Genomic DNA, 23810 nt, shown 5'->3' on the forward strand with positions numbered 1-23810 from the left:
AGCGCATGGCCGGTGGACTCGCTGCACTGCTGGACGACATCGCGGCACTGGCCAGACTGGCCGCCGCCAGCGTCGACGACGTCGCGGCGGGGGCCATGAAGGCCAGTGCCAAGGCCGCGGGCGTGGTGGTCGACGACGCCGCCGTGACCCCGCGCTTCATCGCGGGTGTGGACCCGAAGCGCGAGCTGCCGATCATCCGCAAGATCGCCATCGGCTCCCTGCGCAACAAGCTCATCTTCATCCTCCCCGCCATCCTGCTGATCAGCACGTTCCTGCCGTGGCTGCTCACGCCACTGCTGATGCTGGGTGGCACCTACCTGTGCTTCGAGGGCGCCGAGAAGGTCTGGGAACTGGTCTCCGGCCACAAGGCCGAGCAGAAGGCCCCGGTCCTCGTGAAGGGCGCCGACGCCGAGAAGAAGGTGATCTCGGGCGCCATCACCACGGACTTCATCCTGAGCGCCGAGATCATGGTGATCTCGCTCAACGAGGTGGCCACCGAGCCGCTGCTCTCGCGGGCGATCATCCTTGTGGTGGTGGCCCTGGGCATCACGGCCCTCGTCTACGGTGCCGTCGCCCTGATCGTGAAGATGGACGACATCGGCCTGGCCATGACCAAGCGGGACTCGGAGCGCTCCCAAGCCGTCGGCCGCGGCCTCGTCGCCGCGATGCCCATCGTGCTGAAGGTGATCTCCTTCATCGGCATCTTCGCGATGCTGTGGGTGGGCGGCCACATCATCCTCGCCGGCCTCGACACCCTCGGCTGGCACCTGCCCTACGAGTTCGTCCACCACCTCGAGGGCTTCGTCGTGGGGGTGCCCGGCGTCGGTGGTTTCCTGGCGTGGTTGGTCAACACCCTGTGCTCCATGGTGATCGGCATCGTCTGGGGCGGCGTGGTCGTCGCCGTCGTCCACTTCCTGCCCTTCGGCAAGAAGCACGACGACGAGCCCGTCGTCGTCGGTGCGGAGCACACCGAGGCCGGCGTGGTCGCGCAGGTCGTGGAACGGGCGCCGGGTTCCGGGAGTGCCAACTCGCACTAGGCTGTGGGCATGACCCAGCTCCCCGACTCAATGGGACGCTTCGGGGACTTCGGCGGCAAGTTCGTGCCGGAGGCCCTCCAAGCTGCCCTGTCGGAGCTGGCCGAGGAGTTCACCTCTGCCAGCTCGGACCCCACGTTCGCCCATGACCTCCACCGCCTGCAGCGGGACTACTCCGGGCGCCCGACGCCCATCACGGTGGCGGAGAACTTCTCCAAGGAGTGCGGCAACGCCACCATCTACCTCAAGCGCGAGGACCTGAACCACACCGGGGCGCACAAGATCAACAACGTCCTCGGGCAGGCGCTGCTCACCAAGCGGATGGGCAAGACCCGCGTGATCGCGGAGACGGGAGCCGGCCAGCACGGAGTGGCCACCGCCACCGCCGCGGCGCTGCTGGGGCTGGAGTGCCGGGTCTACATGGGCGAGGTGGACACCAAGCGACAGGCGCTGAACGTGGCGCGCATGCAGCTGCTGGGTGCCGAGGTGGTGGCCGTCGCGGCGGGTTCCCGGACGCTCAAGGACGCCATGAACGAGGCCATGCGGGAGTGGGTCTCCACCGTCGAGACCACCCACTACCTGATCGGCACCGTCGGCGGACCGCACCCGTTCCCGTGGCTGGTGCGTGAACTGCAGCGCGTCATCTCCACCGAGGCCCGGTCCCAGATGATCGCCGAGCACGACGGGCTGCCCGACTACGTGGCGGCCTGCGTCGGGGGCGGCTCCAATGCCATCGGCATGTTCGCCGACTTCATCGACGACCCGTCGGTGGCCCTCTTCGGCTTCGAGGCGGCCGGTGAGGGAGTCGAGACCCCGCGGCACGCCGCCACCATCACCGCGGGCCGCCCCGGGGTGCTGCACGGTGCCCGCACCTACGTGCTCCAGGACGAGGACGGCCAGACCATCGACTCGCACTCCATCTCCGCCGGCCTCGACTACCCAGGGGTCGGCCCCGAGCACGCGTGGCTGGCCAGCTCCGGCCGCGCATCCTACGAGCCGGTCACCGACGCGGAGGCGATGGACGCCTTCCGGCAGCTGACCCGCACCGAGGGCATCATCCCCGCCATCGAGTCCGCCCACGCGGTCGCCGGCGCCAAGCGCCTCGGGCAGCGCCTGGCCGAGGAGCAGCCGGACCTGCGGCCGAAGATCCTCGTGTGCCTCTCCGGGCGCGGGGACAAGGACGTGGCCACCGCGTTCGAGTGGTTCAACATGTCCGGCGAGCCGGACGCAGTAGTGGGAGGCATGGAGTGAGCAGGTTCGCCGACGTCGACAGGCTGGGCATCTCGGGAAAGGTGCTCGCCGCCGCCGCTGACGAGGGCCGCGCCGCCCTGGTGGCGTACCTGCCCCTGGGCTACCCGAGCGTCGACGACTCCGTCGCGGCATTCAGTGCACTCACCGATGGTGTCGGGGCCGACGTCGTCGAGATCGGGATCCCGTACTCGGACCCCGTCCTCGACGGCGAGGTCATCCAGCACGCCACCACCAAGGCCCTGCGCCGTGGCGTGCGGGTGCGGGACGCATTCAGGGCCGCGGAGGCCGTGGCGACCGGAGGGAAGATCCCCGTGGTGATGACCTACTGGAACCTGATCGAGCAGTACGGCGCGGACCGGTTCGCACGAGACTTCGCGGCCGCCGGCGGCGCCGGGGTGGTGACCCCGGACCTGACGCCCGACCAGGCCGACGAGTGGCTCGCCGCCAGCGACACCCACGGCCTCGACCGGATCTTCCTCGTGGCCCCGTCCTCGAGCGACGAGCGGCTCGCGATGACGATGCGGGCCTGCCGTGGCTGGGTCTACGCCACCAGCGTGATGGGCGTCACCGGTACCCGCACCGAGACCTCCGACGCCGCCCCCGTGATCGTGGAGCGGGCCCGCCGGGCCGACCCAACGCTGCCCGTAGGAGTGGGGCTGGGAGTGTCCAACGCGGACCAGGCCGCCGAGGTGGCCAGTTACGCGGACGCGGTGATCGTGGGCTCCGCCCTGCTCAAGTGCCTGGGCTCCGACGGGGCCGACATGCCGGGTGACCTGGACCGCCTCCGGGGCCTCGTCGACCAGCTCGCGGAAGGGGTCCGCCGGGGCCACTCCTGAGGCCTCCTTCCCGCTGCGTTACAGCGGTTTTCCTGCGTCGCAACAGTTCTGCGACGCGGAAGTTACAATCGTGCAACAGGGCTGAATCCGGGGGAATCGCCCGTGTTCGGGTGCATATTCTCCAAGCCGGTAACGAACTTGGAGGTGCCCGCATGACACATCAGATTTTTCCTCGTCACGAGAAGGTCGGACTCTACGACCCGCTGTACGAGCACGATGCATGCGGTGTGGCCTTCGTCGCCAAGCTGGACGGGATCGCCCGCCACGAGATCGTCGAACAGGGCCTCGAGGCCCTCCGCAACCTGGACCACCGCGGCGCCACCGGCGCCGACGAGGCGGCCGGGGACGGCGCCGGGATCCTGATCCAGGTGCCCGACGCGTTCTTCCGCTCCCAGCTCGACGTGCGGCTCCCCGAGAAGGGCGGCTACGCCGTCGGCATGGGATTCCTCCCCGTCGACGCCGACGCCCGCAGCGAGGCCCGGGCCGCCATCGAACGCATCGCCGAGGAGGAGGACCTCGACGTCCTCGCCTGGCGCGAGGTCCCCGTCGAGACCTCGACGCTCTCGCCCATCTCGATCGGTGCGATGCCGCACTTCGAGCACCTCGTCGTGGCCGGCCGCGCCGGGCAGGAGGGCATCGAGCTGGACCGGCACGCCTTCGTGCTGCGCCGCCGCGTCCAGCACGAGGTGGGGGTCTACTTCGCCTCGCTGTCCGCCCGGACCATCGTCTACAAGGGCATGCTGACCACCTCGCAGCTGGAGGAGGTGTTCCCCGAACTCCACGACGAGCGCGTGGCCTCCGCCCTGGCGCTGGTGCACTCCCGCTTCTCCACGAACACGTTCCCGGCCTGGGAACTGGCGCACCCGTACCGGATGATCGCCCACAACGGCGAGATCAACACCGTGCGCGGCAACCGCAACTGGATGCGGGCCCGCGAGGCCCTGCTGGTCAGCGACGCCATCCCCGGCCCGCTCGAGCGGCTGTTCCCGATCTGCACACCGGACGGCTCCGACTCCGCCTCGTTCGACGAGGTCCTCGAACTGCTCCACCTCGGTGGCCGCTCCCTGCCCCACGCCGTGCTGATGATGATCCCCGAGGCGTGGGAGGGCCACGACGAGATGGCACCCGAGCGCCGCGCGTTCTACGAGTACCACGCCGCCATCATGGAGCCGTGGGACGGGCCCGCCTGCATGACCTTCACCGACGGCTCCATCATCGGCGCCACCCTGGACCGCAACGGCCTGCGTCCCGGCCGGTACTGGGAGACCACCGACGGGCTCGTGGTGTTCGCCTCGGAGGCGGGGGTCCTGCCCATCGAGCCGTCCTCGGTGGTCCGCAAGGGCCGCCTGCAGCCCGGCCGGATGCTGCTGCTGGACCTCGAGCGCCACCAGGTCCTCTCCGACGAACAGGTCAAGGGCGAGCTGGCCGCCGAGAAGCCCTACGCCGAGTGGGTGGCCGCCAACACCATGAAGCTGGACCAGCTGCCCGGGCGTGCGCACATCGTGCACAGCCACTCCTCGGTGACCCGGCGCCAGCAGGTGTTCGGCTACACCTCGGAGGAGCTGCGCCAGATCATCACTCCGATGGCCAACACCGGCGCGGAGCCGATCGGCTCCATGGGCACCGACACCCCGCTGCCAGTGCTCTCGGAGCGGCCCCGGCTGGTGTTCGACTACTTCACCCAGCTGTTCGCGCAGGTCACCAACCCGCCGTTGGACGCCATCCGTGAGGAACTGGTCACGTCCCTGACCACCAAGATCGGGCCCGAGCGCAACCTGCTGGAGCCCACCGCTGCCTCGGCGCGCCAGATCACCATGGACCGCCCGATCCTGGACTCGGAGCAGCTCGCCAAGATCGTGCGGCTCGGCGAGGTCCCCGGCTACGCCACCCATGTGGTGCGCGGCCTGTACAAGGTGGCCGGCGGCGGCCGCGCCCTGGGTGCCCGCATCGACGAACTGTGCGAGGAGGTCTCCGCCGCAGTGCGCGGGGGAGCGCGCGCCATCGTGCTCTCCGACCGCCACTCCACCCCGGCCCTGGCCCCGATCCCGTCGCTGCTGCTGTGCGCCGCCGTGCACCACCACCTCGTCCGGGAGAAGACCCGCACCCAGGTGGGCCTCGTGGTGGAGGCCGGCGACGTGCGCGAGGTGCACCACGTCGCGCTTCTGCTCGGCTACGGCGCCGCCGCAGTCAACCCCTACCTTGCCTTCGAGAGCGCCGAGGACCTCGCACGTCGCGAGACGTTCGTGAAGGTGTTGCCGGAGGAGGCCATCAAGAACCTCACCAAGGCGTTCAGCAAGGGCGTGCTGAAGGTGATGAGCAAGATGGGCGTCTCCACCGTCGCCTCCTACACCGGCGCCCAGATCTTCGAGACGGTCGGCCTCTCGCAGGAGCTCGTCGACAAGTACTTCACCGGCACCACCACCCGCATCGGTGGGTTGGGCCTGGACGAGATCGCCGAGGAGGTCCGGCAGCGCCACCTGCAGGCCTACCCCTCCGACGGCATCCCCCTGGCGCACCGCGACCTGCAGGTGGGCGGCGAGTACCAGTGGCGTCGGGAGGGCGAGCCACACCTGTTCGACCCGGAGACCGTGTTCCGGCTCCAGCACGCCACCCGCACCGGCCGCTACGACGTGTTCAAGCGCTACACCTCGCTGGTCAACGACAACTCGGCACGCCTGATGACGCTGCGCTCCATGCTGGAGTTCCGCGACCGCGAGCCCATCCCCGTCGAGGAGGTGGAACCGGTCAGCGAGATCGTCAAGCGCTTCTCCACGGGCGCGATGAGCTACGGCTCCATCTCGCTGGAGGCGCACCAGACGCTCGCCATCGCCATGAACCAGCTGGGCGGCAAGTCCAACACCGGTGAGGGCGGCGAGGACCCCGAACGCCTCCACGACCCCGTGCGCCGTTCCGCGATCAAGCAGGTGGCCTCCGGACGCTTCGGCGTCACCTCGGAGTACCTGTCCTACGCCGACGACATCCAGATCAAGATGGCCCAGGGCGCCAAGCCCGGCGAGGGCGGCCAGCTGCCCGGCCCGAAGGTCTACCCGTGGGTGGCCAAGACCCGCCACTCCACGCCCGGCGTCGGCCTGATCTCCCCGCCCCCGCACCACGACATCTACTCCATCGAGGACCTCAAGCAGCTGATCCACGACCTCAAGTGCGCCAACCCCTCGGCGCGGGTGCACGTCAAGCTGGTCAGCGAGGTGGGCGTGGGCACTGTGGCTGCCGGCGTCAGCAAGGCCAAGGCGGACGTGGTGCTGATCTCGGGACACGACGGCGGCACCGGTGCGGCGCCCCTGACCTCCCTCAAGCACGCCGGCGGCCCCTGGGAGCTCGGCCTGGCCGAGACCCAGCAGACGCTCCTGATCAACGGCCTGCGCGACCGCATCGTCGTGCAGTGCGACGGACAGCTCAAGACGGGCCGCGACGTCGTGATCGCCGCCCTGCTGGGCGCCGAGGAGTTCGGCTTCGCCACCGCACCGCTGGTGGTCACCGGCTGCATCATGATGCGCGTGTGTCACAAGGACACCTGCCCCGTGGGCATCGCAACCCAGAACCCCGAGCTGCGGGCCAAGTACACCGGTGAGGCACAGCACGTCATCAACTTCTTCGAGTTCATGGCGCAGGAGGTGCGCGAGATCCTCGCCTCGCTCGGTTTCCGCAGCATCGACGAGGCGGTCGGCCGGGTTGACGCGCTCGACGTGGACCGAGCCGTCGGCCACTGGAAGTCCGCAGGACTGGACCTCTCACCGATCCTGACCGCGGTCGCGCCCGAGGGGGCGACGCTGCACAACACCACCGGCCAGGACCACGGCCTCGACGCCAAGCTCGACGTCCGGCTCATCGAACTGGCCGAACCGGCCCTCACCCGAGGCGAGAAGGTGTCGCACACCGTGCCCGTCCGCAACGTCGACCGCACCGTCGGCACCGTCCTCGGGAACCGCGTCACGATGGCCACCGACGGCAAGGGCCTGGAACCCGGCACCATCGAGTTCACCATGCACGGCACCGGCGGCCAGAGCTTCGGGGCGTTCCTTCCCCGCGGCGTCACGCTGCGGCTGGTGGGCGACGCCAACGACTACGTGGCCAAGGGCCTCTCCGGCGGCCGCGTCGTCGTGGCACCCCCCGCTGACGCGGCCTTCGAACCGCGCGAGCAGATCGTCGCCGGCAACGTGATCGCCTACGGCGCGACGTCCGGGCAACTTTTCCTGCGCGGACTCGTCGGCGAACGGTTCTGCGTCCGCAACTCCGGCGCCTCGGCAGTGGTAGAGGGCGTGGGAGACCACGGCTGCGAGTACATGACCGGTGGCGAGGTGCTGGTGCTGGGACCCACGGGGCGCAACTTCGCCGCCGGCATGTCCGGAGGCACCGCCTGGGTGCTGGACCTGGACCTGATCCGGCTCAACACCGAGTTTGTCGACCCGATCGAGCTCAACCAGACCGACATCGCCCGTGTCCGCGAGCTGCTCCTGGAGCATCGCGACGAGACGGGCTCCACGGTGGCGGGGGAGCTGATCACGCTCACCGACACCGAACTCGCGGCCAGGTTCACCAAGATCCAGCCGCGCGACTACGCGAGGATCATGGAGGTGCGCGACCGCGCCGCCTCCGACGGCCTCGACGACGAAGTGACAACGCGAATGATGATGGAGGCCGCTCATGGCTGATCCGAAGGGTTTCATGACCACGCCGCGCGAGGTGGCCGAGCGCCGTCCCGTGGAGGAGCGGGTGCAGGACTGGAAGGAGGTCTACCCGGGAACCCCGGGCCGGGCCCTCCTGCCGATCATCTCGCAGCAGGCCGGCCGCTGCATGGACTGCGGCATCCCGTTCTGCCACAACGGCTGCCCCCTGGGCAACCTAATCCCCGAGTGGAACGACCTGGTCTGGCGCGAGGACTGGCAGCCCGCCCTCGAACGGCTGCACGCCACCAACAACTTCCCTGAGTTCACCGGCCGACTCTGCCCGGCACCGTGCGAGACTGCCTGCGTGGTGGCCATCAACCGGGAGGCCGTCACCATCAAGAACGTCGAGGTGGCGATCATCGACAAGGCGTGGGACGACTCCCGCGTCGTGCCGCAGCAGCCCGCCTGGCACACCAACAAGACGGTGGCCGTCGTCGGCTCCGGGCCCGCCGGTCTCGCCGTCGCGCAGCAGCTCACCCGGGCCGGGCACACCGTCGTGGTGCACGAACGCGCGGACGCCATCGGCGGCCTGCTGCGATACGGGATCCCCGAGTTCAAGATGGAGAAGTCCGTCCTGGACCGCAGGCTCAAGCAGATGGTGCTCGAGGGGACCCAGTTCAAGACCGGCGTCACTATCGGGTCCGACATCACCGGTCCCGAACTGCTGGAGCGCTACGAGGCGGTCGTGCTGGCCATCGGTTCCACCGTGCCGCGGGACCTGCCGGTGCCGGGGCGCGAACTCGGCGGCATCCACCAGGCCATGGAGTTCCTGCCCCAGGCCAACCGGGTGGCCGTGGGCCAGGACGTCCCGGGCCAGGTCACGGCCGAGGGCAAGGACGTCGTCATCATCGGCGGCGGCGACACCGGCGCCGACTGCCTGGGCACCTCCACCCGCCAGCGCGCCCGCTCCGTGACCCAGCTGGAGATCATGCCCCAGCCGTCGGAGTCCCGCCCGGACAACCAGCCCTGGCCGACCTACCCGATGACCTTCCGCATCTCCTCGGCCCACGAGGAGAACGGCGACCGCGTCTACGCCGTGTCCACCACCCGGTTCACCGACGACGGCACCGGCAACGTCTCCGGGCTCGACCTCACCGAGGTGCGGTTCTCCGACGGCCGGTTCGTCCCCGTGGAGGGCACCGAGCGCCACATCCCCGCCCAGCTGGTGCTGCTGGCGATGGGCTTCGTCGGCCCGGAGAAGACCATCGGGGAACAGCTGGGCCTGGACTTCGACGCCCGCGGCAACATCGCCCGCGACGACGACTACGCCACCAACGTCCCCGGCGTCTTCGCCTGCGGCGACGCCGGTCGTGGCCAGTCGCTGATCGTGTGGGCCATCGCCGAGGGACGCTCCTGCGCGAAGGGCGTCGACGAGTTCCTCTCCGGCACCTCCAAGCTGCCGCGCCCCATCGGGCCGGAGGTGCGCCAGCTGCTGGCCTGAGCTCCGAGACCACGGCCCCACCCGCGAACTCCGCGGGTGGGGCCGTTCCTCATCCCCGGGCCACCCACTGCGGGTCCGTCGTCCGCAGTGCCCGTGCCGCGACCATCGACAGGCCGACCACCTCTAGCGCGCCGCCCGCCACGGCGAACCACTCCCCGCCACCGAGGAGGTTGGCGACGTGACCGACGGGCCAGCAGATGACCAGGAGCCCGACCACACGGTTGCCCGGGCTCGACAGGACCGCCAGGCCGAGCAGCAGCGTGCCGAGGAGGTTCCCGACGACGAACACCAGGGCGAATCCGACGGCTGCAGGTGTGAGCGCGTTGTCAAGCACCGCGCCGAGATCGGCCGAGGGGTGCGCGAGCGCGTGCTCTGCCAGCGCGATGGTGTCGAAGTTCGTGCGGACGATCCCGAAGTAGCACACGTACCCGGCCACCATCAGCGTGACCGCCACCAGACCCAGTACCGGCCGGTGGGGCCGCAGGACGCGCAGGGCGGCCAGCAGCCCGGGGACGATGAGGAGCACTCCGCTCAGGGCCAGGACTGTCATCCATTCGAAGTGCGCGGGGTAGCGGCCGAAGAACTCCAGGGCCTCGGCGCCGTCGCCCGTGTCGGTCAGGCCACTCTCGGTGGACACAACGGCGTAGATGCTGTTCGCAGCCACCTGCAGGGCGAAGCCCGCAGGGAGGGCCAGCGCGCCGCCGACGCGCCGGAACCGCGTGGTGGGTGCGACCCGCACCCCGGGGACTTGTCGTGCGTTGTGTTGCTCCAGGTCAACAGCCATGTCCGTTCCTTTCCATCCGGTCGTCCATCAACCGAGCTTCGTCCTTGTGGGGCAGTGACCGGAACCGTGGCACCACCGGTCCTCGCCTGCGTGCTGGCACGGATGCCGCGGGCGGCGGGGCGGTCGTAGAGTTCTCCCATGGGAGGACCGGAACCGGTCGCAGGCAGGGGGCCTGCCCCGTGGGCATTCGTCGCCGTGGCGGCTGTCTGGGCCGCTGCGGTGCTGCTGGCCGTCGGCGCAGCGGTGGTGGCTCCCGGACTGTTGGTCCGGCTGCCTGAACTGGTGGCGGTGTACGCGGCGGCGCTGGTCCCGCTGCTGCTCGGCACGCTGGTCGCACGAGCCGAGCCCGGCAGCAGCGTCGGGCCGTTGCTGGCATGCTGCGGACTGTCCGTGGTGGCGGCCAGTTCCTTCCGCCCGGACGTGCTCGGCCCCTTCGCCGGCTCGTGGATGCTGCTGTACCTGGCTCCCGCAGTCCTGCTGCTGGTGGTGCCCGACGGGCGCGCGGGGTCGGCCCGCCGGCGTGGGCTCGGTTGGGCCATGCTCGGCGTCGTGCTCGCCTTCAACGCGCTGGTCGCCCTCGAATGGGTGCACGGAGCGGGCGGACGGTGGGCACAGGGCGTCGCGCTCGGGTTGCTGCCCGTGTTCCTCGTGCTCCTCCTCGCGTGCGCGGCCGCCCCGGTGGCCAGGTTCCGCGTGGCGGACGAGGCCCAGCGTGGGCGGTTGGGGTGGGTCCTCCTCGCTGGTTGGTCCATGCCGCTGGCCCTGCTGCTGTGCTGGGCGGGATACCTCGTGCTGGGGACGCCCGAGCTGGCGGTCTACGGACTGGTCGTGGTCCACCTCGCGATTCCCGTCGGGGTGGCCGTCGCGGTGCTCCGCCCGGCCCGGTTCGACGTCGATGCGGCCACCCTCGCCACCGCCACGACCACGCTCCTCGCGGGCGCGGTGCTCGCCGTGCTGTCCCTCGCCTGCGCAGCCGTGGGCCTGACGCTCGCGCAGTGGTGGCCACCGGCAGCCGTGGTGGTGGTGGCGGTCCTGACCACGCTCGCCGCCCTGCTCCACCCTCGTTTGCAGCGAGCCCTGGAGCGGGCCTTCTACCCGGAGCGGCCCCGCTGCGTCGCCGCCCTGCGTGCGCTGTCCGAACGGGTTGCGGCCGGCAGCGCGCATCCTTGTGAGGTTGAGGGGGTGCTGCGCGAGACGCTGCGTGATCACGGTCTGCGGGTGGCGCACCTGCATGGCGCCGGTTCAGGACTGCAGCACCTGGACGGCAGCCCCGCCGTCCGCACCCCCGCCACCGTTCCCGTGTACCTGCGCGGCACGGAGGTGGGCGCGATCATCTGCTCCCCGGAGCGGGTCAAGCGTCCGGGCACCGAGGTGGTCCGGGCCACGGCGCCCCTGCTCGACGCGGTCCGGACCGACGCCGTCGTCGCGGCCGCCCTCTCGGAGGTGGAGGCCTCCCGGGCCCGGCTGCTGCGCGCCGGGTACGAGGAACGCCGCCGCCTGGAGCGTGACCTCCACGACGGTGCCCAGCAGCGCCTCGTCGCCCTGGGGATGCGGATGCGTGTGCTGCAGCGCTCCGTCGGCGCCGACGGATCCCTCGACGCTGCCCTGGAAGCGGCCGTGGCCGAGATCGCAACGGCGGTCTCGGAACTGCGCTCCATCGCGCACGGCGTTCGGCCCAGCACTCTCGACGACGGCCTGGGTGCCGCGCTGGCGGACCTGCAGCGTCTGGCGCCGGAGGTGGTCGAGCTCGACGTGGACGCGCCCGAACTGCCGGACGCGATCACCACCACCGCGTACTTCGTGGCCGGGGAGGCACTCGCGAACGCGCTGCGACACTCCGGGGCCTCCCGGATCCGGATCACCGCGCAGCACGTCGACGGCACCCTCACGGTGCGGGTGGACGACGACGGCGCGGGCGGCGCCGCGCCGGCCCCGGGCGGTGGCCTCACCGGGCTCGCGGACCGCGTGGGAGCGCTGGGCGGCACCCTCACGCTGGACTCGCGTCCCGGCACCGGCACGACGGTGGAGGCGAGGCTGCCGTGCGGATCGTGATCGGGGAGGACTCGGCGCTGTTCCGGGAGGCGCTGGGCGCGCTCCTCGAGTCCAACGGCCACCAGGTGGTGGGACGCGCTGCCACCGCAGCGGCTGCGGTGGGCCAGGTCCGGGCACTGGGACCGGACGTGGTGGTCCTGGACGTCCGGATGCCGGCGGCGGACGAGGGCATCGCCGCCGCCCTCGAGATCCGCGCCTGGGACCCGCCCACGCCGGTGCTGCTGCTGTCCCAGCACGTCGAGACCCGCCGCACGGTGGAACTGCTCGCCGGTGGTGGCATCGGCTACCTGCTCAAGGATCGGGTCCTCGACGTGGCCGACTTCCTCGCCGCGCTCGCGCGGGTCGCGGCCGGGGGCAGCGCGGTGGACCCGGAGGTGGTGACGCGCCTGCTGGGCGCCGCCCGGGCGGGCTCCCTGCTGGACCCCCTCACGCCACGCGAGCTGGACGTGCTGGCCCTGATGGCCGAGGGCTGGTCCAACCAGGCCATCGCCTCCCGCCTGAGTCTGTCGGAGCGCACCGTCGAGACCCACACCGGCAACATCTTCGCCAAGCTGGGGCTGGCGGGCTCGCCCGACGCCAACCCACGGGTGCGCGCGATCCTGGCCTTCCTCGACGCGCACAGGCGCTGAACTCCCTTCCCACAGGCGCTCTTGGCCCACCCCACCCCGGGAATCCGGACGCCACATGGCCCCGCCCGTCGGTACTGTGACGCGTCGAGCGATCCGGGTCTCCGGACTCCGCCACCACACCAACGGCATCGAAGGGACCATCCATGGCAGCAGCCCTCCACGGACCGCACCGAGGCATCGTCGACGAGCTGGAAGGTCTGCTCGACGACTTGTGCGGCCGAGACGGTGCGGACTGGAGCGGCCCGCGTATCGCCCTGCTGTCCGGACCATCCGGCAGCGGCAAGTCGAGGATCGTGCGCGAGCTCTACGAGCGGCTCCGCACCCGGGGCGGGGAGGGGGAGGTCGACCGCCGAAGCTGCCGCCGGAGGACCTGGCGCAGATCGTCCTCGACCACGCGGGGGCCACGTCGGCCGAGGTGGCGCGGAGGATTGCTCAGGGTTTCGACGGCAACCCGCTGTTCCTGAAGCTGTGGCTCACCCAGGAGGACGTGGCCGCGCACATCGGCCCGGACCCTGTCACCGGCTCGATCGACCTGTCCGACGACGACTCCGTCGTCCTGCCCCGGGACATCCGGGACGTGGTGCGCGGCCGGTGGCGTGCGCTCCCGGCGGACACGCGTGAGGCGCTGCTGCACGCCATGGTCGCGAACCCGTTGTGGCAGGGCGACGCGCCCCGGGACCCGGACCTCGACGTCACGGCGCCCTTCCCGCTGGACATCATCTCCAGGATGTTCTCGGAGGTGCGGGGCATGCCCCTCATCGCGGCCGACGCGGCCCTCCACGCCGCGGTGGACCCGGCCCGCTGGTGCGTGGCCCATCCCGACGGTCGGCAGCTGTTCACCGAGCGCGCCCTCGCCGAGTGCGCGCACGAGGAGGCGGAGGCCAGGCGGGGCAGCCAATTCGGCGGCGGAGCGTGGTCCCGGCTGGTCCGCGGCAACGTCACCGCTGCGCTGCAGCAATGGCTGCTCGAGCGCAGGGAGGGCACGTTCGACCTGCGGGAGCCGGTCCTCGCCTCGCTCGTGGCCCGCTGGTACGTCGCCCTCACCGACAGGGACGGGACGGCTGACCCGGTGGCCCGGGGGCTGGCGTTCCGGCGGTTGGCCGAGGACGCTGCCGCCCGCCGCGACACCACCGGGGCGGTGCTGCTGGGCAAGGGAGCAGTCAGCAGCTTCCGCAAGGCCGGGCTGCCCGAGCGCAACCTCTGGCTGCTTCGGTCCTGGCTGGTCGCCAGGGCCGGCTGGGGCGGGGAACACGCACTGGCGATCGACCTTGCCCAGAGCCTCCTCGCTGACACCCTGGCGGCCTGCCCGCCCATGGGCCCCGAGGTCCTGTCCGCCCGGTTCGACCTGGCCTGGTGGCAGGGCCATGCGGAGGGCAGTGACCTCGGCGCGGTGGTGGCGGAGATGGAGGCAGTGGCCCGTGACGCCGCAATGGCCGGCGACGAGGACTCGAGCGACTTCTACCTGCAGATGCTCAGCGACTTCCGTCAGGCCACGGGCCACGCCCAGGACGAGGCGGATCGGCTGGAGGTGCGGCTCAGGGAGCTGTTGGAGCGGCACGGGGACGACCACCCGGACACCATCGCCGCGCGCGAGGAGTTCGTCGATGCCGCGATCAGCGGTTCCGGGAACTACGGCGAGGGGATCGAGCAGCTGTGGCCCCTGCTGGAGTCCCAGCGGCGGCTGCTCGGCAGCACGCATCCGGACACGCAGCACAGCCTCGCGCTCGTGCTGGAGCACGCAATCGGGTTCCAAGTGTTCGGGGAGAAGGTCGCCATCGGGTCAGAGCTGCTGGCGGGGCGCAGGGCCGCCTACGGCCCGGACCACCCGCTGACCCGGCAGGCCCGCCACCAGGTGGAGCTGGCCGCCGCCTCGCTCGAACTCAGCCGGATGCTTCCGGAGCTCGACGACGAGGACTGGCAGCAGGGCCTGTGGCACCAGCTCGACGACCTGGACCACGACGAGCTCGCGGGAATGGGCATGCTGGAGCGCGTCCTGCTGCTGCAGGACCGCGTCAGGCAGGAGTAGCCACAGCAGCGTCGGGCACCCTTCTCATCAAACTCTCATCCTGGGCTCAGAATTCACTCACCCCCGGCTCATCTGCCGCTCATCAACGGTTGGTTGACTCTTTCCAACCAGCCAGAAGCAGGCCGCGAGCGAAGGATGAGATCTTGTTGAAGGTAGCGATGTACTCCCACGATTCGGTGGGACTGGGCCACGCCCGGCGCAACCGGGCCATCGCCCACGCCCTCGCCGAACACCTCCCGGCCCTCACCGGTCAGGAAGTCTCCGGCTTCCTGATCGCCGGTCACCCCGACGCCACCCAGGACTCCCTTCCCGACGGCTGGGACTGGCTCGTCCTGCCCGGCTACGCCCGGGTCCCCGAGGGCTACGCCGCCCGCAACCTGGGCTTCGCGATGGAGGAACTCGTTGACCTCCGAGCAGCGGCCGTGAAGGCCGCGCTGGAGTCGGTGGGCCCGGACCTGTTCATCGCGGACCGGCACCCCTTCGGCGTCGGCGACGAACTCCGCCCAGCCCTCGAGATGCTGCGCGAACGGCACCACACCACCACCATCCTGGGCATGCGCGAGGTGCTGGACACCCCGTCGGTGGTCCAGCAGGAGTGGGAGGACATCGGCGGGGCCGCGGCTGCCGCCGCCATGTACGACGCGGTCTGGATCTACGGCGACGAGGCCGTCCACAACCCGCTCGCCACCGGTGAACTGCCTGCCCTGTTCGCCGACCGCGCGTACTTCACCGGCTACCTGTCCAAGGGGCGGCCGGCCGACGTCGGCGAGGCCGCCGAGGTGCCCTACGTCCTCACCATCGTCGGCGGTGGCTCGGACGGTGGCCACATCGCCCGGGCCGCGGCCTCGGCCCCCGTGCCCGCGGGACACCGCCACGTGATCGTCACCGGACCGCAGATGCCTACCGACGACGTCGCCGCCACCCGGGCACTTGGGCAGGACAACCCCGACGGGGACCGCATCCGGGTGCTGCGCTCGGCCAGCAACGTGCCCGCCCTCATCCAGGAGGCGTCCGCCGTGGTGTCCATGGCCGGCTACAACTCCCTCGCCGAGATCATGGCCACCGCCACCCCCGCCCTCGTGGTCCCGCGCAACGCCCGCCGGGCGGAGCAGCCCATGCGGGCCGGTGACCTCGCCGCGCTCGGGGCCGTCGAGGTCCTGCCGGCCGAACAACTCTCCCCGACGGCCCTCGGCCGGTGGTTCGCCGGCGCCGTCGGCGGCCGCACCCGGCGCGACGGCATCCGCCTGGACGGACTCGCCGAGGTGGGCCGCCTGGCCGCAGAACTCATCAACTCCCGCAACACCGCAGCGAAGGTCGGAAACCATGCAGCCTGAACCAGTCATCGGATACGTGCTCAAGATGTACCCCCGCTTCTCCGAGACCTTCGTGGTCTCCGAGATCCTCGCCCGCGAGGCACAGGGGGAGCGGATCGTCATCTTCTCCCTGCGCCCCACCACGGACCCCAAGTTCCACCCGGAACTGGCGCGGGTGCAGGCCCCGGTCATCCATGTCGGACGCCCCACGTCGGTGAACCGGATGTGGGAACAGCTGCGGACCGGCGACGCCGGCTTCACCGCCGCCGTCGCCCGGGAACTGCCGGAACTGTTGGTCCACCCGGCCGACGAGGCGGCCCAGGCCGTCGAGGTTGCCCACCAGGCGCTGGCCCACGGTGTCACCCACCTGCACGCCCACTTCGCCTCGGTCGCCACGACGGTGGCCAGGCTCGCGGGCCGGCTCTCCGGCCTGCCGTACTCCTTCACGGCCCACGCGAAGGACATCTTCCACGACGACGTCGTGGAGGCCGAACTCGGCCGCAAACTGGGTGAGGCCCACCACGCCATCACCATCAGCGGCTACAACGAGACGGACCTGCGGCGTCGGTTCCCGACCCAGAGTGCAAACCTGCGCCTGGTCCACAACGGACTCGAGCTGGACCGCTTCCCCGTGCGGGAGACCCCGGTGCGTGTCAACGGGCAACGCCCCCGGCTGCTGTCCGTCGGGCGGCTCGTGGAGAAGAAGGGCTTCGGCCTGCTCATCGACGCCGTCGCAGCCCTGCGCGAGCGCGGGATCGACGTCGAGTGCGACATCGCCGGCGACGGGCCCCTGGCCGAGGACCTTGCCCGCCAGGTGGCCGAACTGGGCCTGCAGGACCGGGTCCGGTTGCTCGGCCCGGTGACGCAGGCGGAGGTCGGCCGGCTGCTGGGCAGCCACGACGCCTTCGTCGCACCCTTCGTCATCGGGGCCGACGGCAACGCCGACGGCCTGCCCACCGTGCTGCTTGAGGCCATGGCCCGAGGCATCCCGTGCGTGGCCGCCGAGGTGACCGCCGTCGGCGAGGTGGTCATCGACGGCCAGACCGGCTGGCTGGTCCCCACCGGGGACCTGGACGCCCTGACCGACGCCGTCGCCGACGCCGTGGCGCCCGGGGCCGACCACACCGAAGTCACCCGCCGCGCCCGCCGGCTGGTCGAGGAGACCTTCGACTCACGCCGCCAGGCCGCGCGCCTGCGGGAACTCGTCACCACCGGAAGGGGACAGCGATGAGGATCGCATACCTGCTGGCCGATCCCGGCATCGGCGTCTTCGGCACCAAGGGTGCCTCCGTGCACGTCCAGGAGATGGTCCGCGCGCTGCGCTCCGAGGGCCACGAGGTGACCGTCTACACGCTGCTGCGCGGACTCAAGAACGGCGACGAACTGGTCCCCGACGACCTCGCAGACCTCGAGGTGCGAACCATCGCCATGGCTCGCAGCAAGGATCCGGGTGAGCGGGAGCTGGAGGTGTCCCGGGCCGCCGCCCGGATGGCCGTGCAGGCCGCCGCCGACGCCGGGGTGGAGGGGATCGACCTCGTCTACGAGCGCTACTCCCTGTTCTCGGCCGCCGGCGCCCAACTCCGTGCCCTCATGCGGGCCCGTGGCCACGCCACCCGGCTGGCGCTCGAGGTCAACGCACCCCTGCTCGATGAGCAGCGCGCCCATCGCCACCTGGCCCACGAGGAACTGGCTGAGGACCTCACCTCGGCCACGCTCGCCGGGGCCGACGTCGTCAGTTGCGTGTCGAAGCCCGTGGCCGACTGGGTCCGCAGCCGCACGCCCGGCGCCGCCGGACGCGTCCACGTCATTCCCAACGGGGTCAACACTGATCGCATCCGCCCCGTCCCGAGCCCCGCGGACCGCCCGTTCACGGTGGGCTTCGTCGGGACCCTGAAGCCCTGGCACGGTACCGAGGCGCTCCTGGAAGGCTTCGCCGCCGCCGACCGGGAGGACTGGCGGCTGGAGATCTGCGGCGACGGCCCGGAACGGGGCCGGCTCGCCGAGCTCGCGGCCTCGCTCGGCATCTCCGAGCGGACCGTCTTCCACGGGGCGGTGGCCCCCGCAGACGTCCCGGCGCTGCTCGGTGGCCTCGACGTCGCCGTCGCCCCCTACCCGGCTCCCGCCAGCGAGGACGGACACTACTTCTCACCCCTCAAGGTGTACGAGTACATGGCCGCCGGCGTGGCGGTTGTGGCATCGGCGATCGGCGAACTGCCAGACCTGCTCGACGGGGGCAACGGCCTGACCGTGCCCCCCGGTGACGTCCCGGCGCTGGCCGAAGCCCTGCGGTTGCTCGCCGACCGGCCCGGGCTGCGGGCCGACCTCGGGCGTGCCGGCCGCGAGGCCGTGGTGCGCGGGCACGGGTGGAACCAGCGTGCGCTGGAACTGCTCGGCCACCTCGACGCGACCGCCGAGGAGGAGGGGCTCGCAGCATGAGCAGCCGCACCGCCTCTGATCGCGGCCGCCACAACGACGGCCTGCGCCGGACCCTGCGGCTGCTGGTCCCGTACCTCAAGGAGCATCGCGTCCTGATCGCCGTCGGCCTGGCCGCGCTGGCCGGCGACGTCGTGTTCCGCATCCTCGAGCCGTGGCCCGTAAAGTACGCCGTGGACGCGGTCACCAAGGCGCTCGGCGCCAACCTCGTAGGCGTCACCAACATGGACCCGAACGTCGCCCGCACCCTGGTCACCTGGGCCCTGGTTCTGGCCGTGCTCGTCGCGGGCCGGGCCGCCTGCAACTACGTGTCCACCATCTCCTTCGCCAAGACGGGCGTGAAGGTGGTCACCAGGCTGCGCACCCGCGTGTTCAACCACATCCAGTCGCTGTCCATGCGCTACCACTCCAACGCCTCCATCGGCGACACCTCGCAGCGACTGGTGGGTGACATGGGCAGGCTGCAGGAGGTGGCCGTGTCCGCCGGCCTGCCGCTGGTGGGCAACGTCATGACGCTGTCGGTGCTGCTCGTCGTCGTCCTGGTGCTCAACCCGGTGCTGTCCTTGATCGTGGTCGCCACGGCGGGCCTGTACTTCCTGCTCTCGCGGGTCTCCGCACCGAAGATCACCTCTGCCTCCCGCGCCACCCGCAAGGGTGAGGGCAAGCTCGTCGGCGACGCCGCGGAGGCCCTCGCGGCCATCCGCGTCGTCCAGGCCTACGGGCTCGAGGACACCGTCGCCAAGGGCTTCGCCTCCGGCAACGCCTCGGCCCTGAAGGCCAACATCCGCGCCCGGCGCCTGTCCGCACGGCTCGAGCGCTCCACCGACGTCCTCGTGGGGCTCTCCACCGCTGTCGTCCTCGGCTTCGGCGGTTGGCAGGTGCTGGGCGGCATCATGACCCCCGGAGACATGGTGCTGTTCCTGATGTACCTGAAGGTGGCCATGAAGCCCCTGCGCGACATGGCCAAGTACACCGGCCGGATCTCGCGCGCAACTGCCTCCGGGGAGCGGATCGCGGACCTGCTGGACGAGGAGGTCGAGATCGCGAACCCGGACCGAGCCGTTCCGATGCGCCGCATCCGTGGCGACATCGCCTTCGACCGCATCAGCGCCCGCGATGGGCGTGGCCGTCAGCTCTTCGCCGGGCTCGACCTCTACATCCCCGCCGGCCAGCGGGTGGGAATCGTGGGCCCGTCCGGCTCCGGCAAGTCGACGCTGGTCAGCTACCTGCTGCGGCTCGCGGACACCGACACCGGTGCGGTCCTGATCGACGGCTTCGACACCCGACTGGTGAGCAAGGAGGACCTGCGCCACACCATGGCGATCCTCCTTCAGGAGGCCGTACTGTTCGCCACGACGGTGCGTGAGAACATCCGGTACGGGCGGCTCGAGGCCACCGACGCGGAGGTGGAGCAGGCCGCCCGCCGCGCCGGCGCCCACGACTTCATCATGTCCCTGCCCCAGGGCTACGACACGCCGCTCGGGCAGCGCGGTGACACCCTCTCCGGTGGACAGCGGCAGCGGATCTCGCTGGCCCGTGCGATGGTGCGTGACGCCCCGATCGTCATCCTCGACGAGCCCACCACGGGACTCGACCCCGCCTCCCGCCAACACGTGCAGGAGGGGCTGCGCGAACTGACCCGCCACCGCACGGCCCTGGCCATCACGCATGACCTGATCATGCTGCGCGACATGGACCGTGTGCTCTGGCTGGAGGATGGACGCATCCTGGAGGACGGACGCCCGCAGGAACTGCTGGCGGACCCGAGCAGTCGCCTGGCCCGCTGGGCGGCCGATCACAATCCGGAGGCCGAGGTGCTGGTGGCCTCCCAGCGCACTCCGGTGGAGTTGGACGCATGACCGCCCCGAGCACCGCCGAGGCCACGCAGACGGTGGCCGCCCTCGCAGGCCTCGAAGGCGCCGGGCTCGTGCTGGACGATGCAGCACTGTCCGCGCTGATGGGTCACCGGGCGGTCATCGAGCACGTGCGCCTCAAGGTGGGACGCAGCATCCACGTCGCGTGGCGGGCGGCCGACGGCTCCCCGACGCCGGACTGGGGCTGGGCGGAGGTGACGAAGGACCCGCACAAGGCTGACAAGGCGGTCCTGCGAGCGGAGCTCGCGGGGGAGAACGTCCAACTCCAGCGGGTGGGAAGCAGCCTGCTGTTGTGGGGAGGGCTGCGCAGTGATCGGGCGCTGGGAAAGCACCTGCTGTCCGCCCGCGAGGCCCTCGGTGAGGAGATCGACTGGCGCGTGCTGCGCTACAACCCCGGCAAGAGAGTGGTGGCCGCGGTCGATGCGGGCTCGGGTCCGGCCGTGCTCCGTGTGAGCACGGGCACCGACAACCTCGTCGACGCGTCGCGGCGCTGGGCCGAGGCGGGGGTCCCGACGCTGGTGCCCGAGACCTTGGGGTCTCGCGGGACGGCCTCGCTGACGCCCTGGTGGGGGAGCGGAGACCTCCACACCGAGCCGCTACCGGCGGCGGCGCTGGCCGCGGGACGCAGGCTCGGCACCCTCCACGCCCGCACCCAGGGTATGGCGTGGCAGCCGGAGACGCCCCCTGAGTCCCGTCCGGACGCCACGGCCGCGGGGCTGCTCGAGTCGGCTCCGTGGGAGGAGGGCCGCATCCGGCGCATCGCCGACCGGCTCTCACCCTTGTTCGACGAACTGGGACGCTCCGAGCCGTCGTGGTTGCACGGTGACCTGTCACCGGACCAGGTCCTCCACGACGGTTCCGCGGGGATCCGGGTGGTGGACCTCGACCGTGCCCGTTCCGGGCCCGCGGTCCTCGACGTCGGGTCGTGGCTGGCCGCCTGCGCGGCGGAGGACCTGTCGCAATTGGTTGAGCCGTTCCTCGCCGGCCACGCGGAGTCCATGGGCCCTCCGGACCTGCGCCGCCTGACGATCGCGGAGGCGATCGCGCAGTTCCGGGCCGCCATCGACCCCTTCAGGAAGCTGCTTCCGGACTGGCCCGTGCAGCTCGCCACCCGTCTGGAACTGACCGAACAAGCCTTGGGGAGACTGTCATGACCACTGTCCAGATGCCGCCCACGGAGGTGGTGGCCGACGGTCGCGTCTGGCGGATCGCCCGCGCCTGGCCGCTGGGCGACGAGCCCGCGGCCGGGCTCGCCGTCGAGGCTGACGCCGGCGACGGCTCGGTGGCCGCCGGCCTCTGGCACGGCGGGGAACTCGAGCTGCTGCCCGTCGGCTCGGACCCGAAGTTGAAGGACCTGCCCGGGCTGGCTGCGAAGGGCGCCGTGGTGTCCCACCGCCTCCGCAAGCGCGCCGTCGTCAAGATGGATGGCGAGGACGGCGCCGAGTTCACCAAGGTGGTCCGCGCCGGCCGCGCCGAAGGAATCCTCGCGGGCATCGACCAGGCTCGCGCCTTCGAGGCAGGGTTCCGCACCCCGGAGGTGCTCGGCACCACCGACGCCACCGTCACCTTCGCAGGACTCCCGGGAACCAGCCTCCACGTGTCCGAGGAGTTCACCGACGCGCAGTGGCGCCTGGCCTGGGCGGACGTGGCGCACGCCGTGCTGCGCAGCCACGGGGCGGCCACGCCGCCCCAAGACGTCCCCGCCCGCCGCCACGGACTCGAGGACGAGGCGAGGGTGCTGGAGCAGTGGTACCAGCGGGCCGCGGACTGGGTGAAGGACCCGACTGGCCTGCGCGGCCTCGTCGACGCCGCCGCTTCCCGTCTGCTCCGACTGCGCGTGCCGTTCTGGGCGCCCACCCACCGGGACCTGCACGACAAGCAGCTCCTGTGGGATCCCGACCTCGGACCCGGGCTGCTCGACGTCGACACCGCGTGCCTGGCCCACCCCGGCCTGGACCTCGGCAACCTGCGCGCCCACGCCCAATGGCGTGTCCTGCAGGGCCTGTGGTCCGAGGACCGGGCCGACGTGGTCCGGGCAGCCGTGGACCGGATCGCCGAGTCACTGGGCGTGCCCCCGCAGGACGTCGCCGTGTTCGAGCGGGCCACCCTGGTGCGGATCCGCTGTGTCTACGCCTTCCGCCCCGGCCACGCCGAGGCGGCCCAGCACCTCCAGGAGCTACTGGGATAAATACAAAATACTTGTACTAACGTTCGGGGCATGACTGACACCCCTGATCTGGACGTCCGAGAACTCGCTCCCGCGCAGCGCCACAGCACCATCTTCAGCACGTGGAACGCGCTGGGTGCCGGCGAGGCCTTCGTCCTGGTCAATGACCACGACCCGAAGCCGCTGTACTACCAGTTCGCGGCGGAGCACGAGGGCGAGTTCACCTGGGACTACCTCGAGAACGGGCCGGAGGTCTGGCGGGTGCGGATCGGCCGGACCGAGAAGTAGCGGAACTCAGCTCTCGCGGCCGCGCCGGAACCGGCGCTTCAGCCGCAGGTTGGCCGGCAGTTCCGGCGCCGGGAGCCGGTCCATGGGGCCGCGGTACCCACGGACCCGACCGAACCGGTCCTCCGGCGCCTCGTTCCACTCCTGCCGTAGCCGCACGATGTCCTCGTGGCTGCGGCCGATGAAGTTCCACCACATCACGATGCCCTCGTCGAACGGCTCGCCGCCGAGGAGCATGACCCGGGCTGGGGCGTCGGTGGGGTTCGTCAGGCGCATGTGGTCCAGTCCGGAGTCGCGCACGCCCATGGCGCTGCGGTCCAGCCGGACACCGTCGAAGTCGACGTGGCCGGTGTCCACCAGCACCCCGTGCTCGAACCCGGGGTCGACGGCGAACTCCCAGGTCACGCCCGGGTCCAGCACCACCTCTGCACCCAGCAGCGGAGTCTCGGAGCGCACCGGGGAGAAGGCGTCGTCGAGCGCGCCCACCAGGACCTTCGCCCGCACCCCGTCGGCCTCGTACAGGTCAGGCACGTGGTGCTGGAAGTCCCGCACCAGGTCCTTGTCCTCCTCGGGGAGCACCACCCACAGCTGGACGCCGTGCAGCAGGTCCCGCTTCGTTTGGACACCTCGGAGTGGGAGATGCCATAGCCGGACGTCATCAGGTTCACCTCGCCCGGACGCACCATCTCGTGCACGCCGCCCGAGTCGCGGTGCTCGATCTCACCCGAGAACAGCCAGCTCACCGTCTGCAGGCTGGTGTGGGGGTGGGGGGCGACGTCCATGCAGACGCCCTCCTCCGGGCCGTAGTGGTCCGCGAAGCACCAGGCCCCGACGAACGAGCGGGTCATCGACGGCAGCGTCCGGCGCACGCGCATCGCGTCCTCGCCGCCGAGCGGAACGTCCTTGGGCTCGAGCACCTGGACGTGGTCCGGATGGTGCTCCCGGTTGGCCGTGCAGTCCAGGAGTTGTGGGTCGGTGTCGGTGTTGCTCATGCTGGCCT

17 protein-coding genes and 1 pseudogene are annotated in these 23810 nt (G+C 71.2%); 15 read left to right on the forward strand and 3 right to left on the reverse strand.

Annotation, left to right across the window (positions count from 1 at the left end):
• The first annotated feature begins 5 nt into the window (after positions 1-5).
• The 5 genes from ACYU7G_RS05300 to ACYU7G_RS05320 all read left to right on the forward strand — a co-directional run bounded on the left by ACYU7G_RS05300 (position 6) and on the right by ACYU7G_RS05320 (position 9247).
• Positions 6-1037 (forward strand): DUF808 domain-containing protein, encoded by a 1032-nt coding sequence (locus ACYU7G_RS05300; RefSeq protein WP_461105529.1) that lies wholly within the window; start codon positions 6-8, stop codon positions 1035-1037.
• A 9-nt stretch (positions 1038-1046) separates the two neighbouring features.
• Complete coding sequence (gene trpB / locus ACYU7G_RS05305; RefSeq protein WP_461105531.1) at positions 1047-2285, forward strand: tryptophan synthase subunit beta; 1239 nt, start codon at positions 1047-1049, stop codon at positions 2283-2285.
• Positions 2286-2308: 23 nt separating this feature from the next.
• A complete protein-coding gene (trpA, locus tag ACYU7G_RS05310) occupies positions 2309-3121 on the forward strand; it encodes a tryptophan synthase subunit alpha (protein WP_461105692.1) in 813 nt (270 codons plus the stop codon).
• A gap of 152 nt (positions 3122-3273) precedes the next feature.
• Positions 3274-7791 carry a glutamate synthase large subunit gene (gene gltB / locus ACYU7G_RS05315; RefSeq protein WP_461105533.1) on the forward strand — a complete coding sequence of 1506 codons (4518 nt, stop codon included), beginning with the start codon at positions 3274-3276 and terminating at the stop codon, positions 7789-7791.
• A complete protein-coding gene (locus tag ACYU7G_RS05320; protein WP_461105535.1) occupies positions 7784-9247 on the forward strand; it encodes a glutamate synthase subunit beta in 1464 nt (487 codons plus the stop codon). The genes gltB and ACYU7G_RS05320 overlap by 8 nt, the downstream gene beginning before the upstream one ends.
• A gap of 49 nt (positions 9248-9296) precedes the next feature.
• Here ACYU7G_RS05320 and ACYU7G_RS05325 read toward each other — a convergent pair whose 3' ends face one another.
• Positions 9297-10031 carry a hypothetical protein gene (locus tag ACYU7G_RS05325; protein WP_461105537.1) on the reverse strand — a complete coding sequence of 245 codons (735 nt, stop codon included), beginning with the start codon at positions 10029-10031 and terminating at the stop codon, positions 9297-9299.
• Positions 10032-10169: 138 nt separating this feature from the next.
• Between ACYU7G_RS05325 and ACYU7G_RS05330 the strand changes: the two genes are divergently transcribed.
• The 10 genes from ACYU7G_RS05330 to ACYU7G_RS05375 all read left to right on the forward strand — a co-directional run bounded on the left by ACYU7G_RS05330 (position 10170) and on the right by ACYU7G_RS05375 (position 22813).
• Positions 10170-12083 carry a sensor histidine kinase gene (locus ACYU7G_RS05330; protein ID WP_461105539.1) on the forward strand — a complete coding sequence of 638 codons (1914 nt, stop codon included), beginning with the start codon at positions 10170-10172 and terminating at the stop codon, positions 12081-12083.
• Positions 12071-12712 carry a LuxR C-terminal-related transcriptional regulator gene (locus ACYU7G_RS05335; RefSeq protein ID WP_461105541.1) on the forward strand — a complete coding sequence of 214 codons (642 nt, stop codon included), beginning with the start codon at positions 12071-12073 and terminating at the stop codon, positions 12710-12712. Before ACYU7G_RS05330 ends, ACYU7G_RS05335 begins: the two co-directional genes overlap by 13 nt.
• 415 nt (positions 12713-13127) lie before the next feature.
• Positions 13128-14738: a hypothetical protein gene (locus ACYU7G_RS05340; RefSeq protein WP_461105543.1), complete on the forward strand. Its 1611-nt coding sequence runs from the start codon at positions 13128-13130 to the stop codon at positions 14736-14738.
• A 143-nt stretch (positions 14739-14881) separates the two neighbouring features.
• Complete coding sequence (locus ACYU7G_RS05345; RefSeq protein WP_461105545.1) at positions 14882-16072, forward strand: glycosyltransferase family protein; 1191 nt, start codon at positions 14882-14884, stop codon at positions 16070-16072.
• The gene (locus ACYU7G_RS05350; RefSeq protein ID WP_461105547.1) at positions 16062-17282 is read left to right on the forward strand and encodes a glycosyltransferase family 4 protein; all 1221 of its coding nucleotides are present in this window, start codon (positions 16062-16064) and stop codon (positions 17280-17282) included. The genes ACYU7G_RS05345 and ACYU7G_RS05350 overlap by 11 nt, the downstream gene beginning before the upstream one ends.
• Positions 17279-18487 (forward strand): glycosyltransferase family 4 protein, encoded by a 1209-nt coding sequence (locus ACYU7G_RS05355; RefSeq protein WP_461105549.1) that lies wholly within the window; start codon positions 17279-17281, stop codon positions 18485-18487. Before ACYU7G_RS05350 ends, ACYU7G_RS05355 begins: the two co-directional genes overlap by 4 nt.
• Positions 18484-20343: an ABC transporter ATP-binding protein gene (locus ACYU7G_RS05360; protein ID WP_461105551.1), complete on the forward strand. Its 1860-nt coding sequence runs from the start codon at positions 18484-18486 to the stop codon at positions 20341-20343. The genes ACYU7G_RS05355 and ACYU7G_RS05360 overlap by 4 nt, the downstream gene beginning before the upstream one ends.
• Positions 20340-21512, forward strand: coding sequence for a phosphotransferase (locus ACYU7G_RS05365; protein ID WP_461105553.1), 1173 nt, complete (start codon positions 20340-20342; stop codon positions 21510-21512). Before ACYU7G_RS05360 ends, ACYU7G_RS05365 begins: the two co-directional genes overlap by 4 nt.
• Positions 21509-22546, forward strand: a complete 1038-nt coding sequence (locus tag ACYU7G_RS05370; RefSeq protein WP_461105555.1) for a phosphotransferase family protein — start codon at positions 21509-21511, stop codon at positions 22544-22546. Before ACYU7G_RS05365 ends, ACYU7G_RS05370 begins: the two co-directional genes overlap by 4 nt.
• Positions 22547-22576: 30 nt before the next feature.
• Positions 22577-22813 carry a DUF2249 domain-containing protein gene (locus ACYU7G_RS05375; protein WP_461105557.1) on the forward strand — a complete coding sequence of 79 codons (237 nt, stop codon included), beginning with the start codon at positions 22577-22579 and terminating at the stop codon, positions 22811-22813.
• Between the two features lie 6 nt (positions 22814-22819).
• Here ACYU7G_RS05375 and ACYU7G_RS05380 read toward each other — a convergent pair whose 3' ends face one another.
• Positions 22820-23389: a pirin family protein gene (locus tag ACYU7G_RS05380; RefSeq protein ID WP_461105559.1), complete on the reverse strand. Its 570-nt coding sequence runs from the start codon at positions 23387-23389 to the stop codon at positions 22820-22822.
• Between the two features lie 92 nt (positions 23390-23481).
• Positions 23482-23802 (reverse strand): annotated as a pseudogene (locus tag ACYU7G_RS05385) (pirin family protein); the annotation flags it as partial.
• Positions 23803-23810: the final 8 nt, after the last annotated feature.

Source organism: Tessaracoccus terricola (assembly GCF_054776555.1).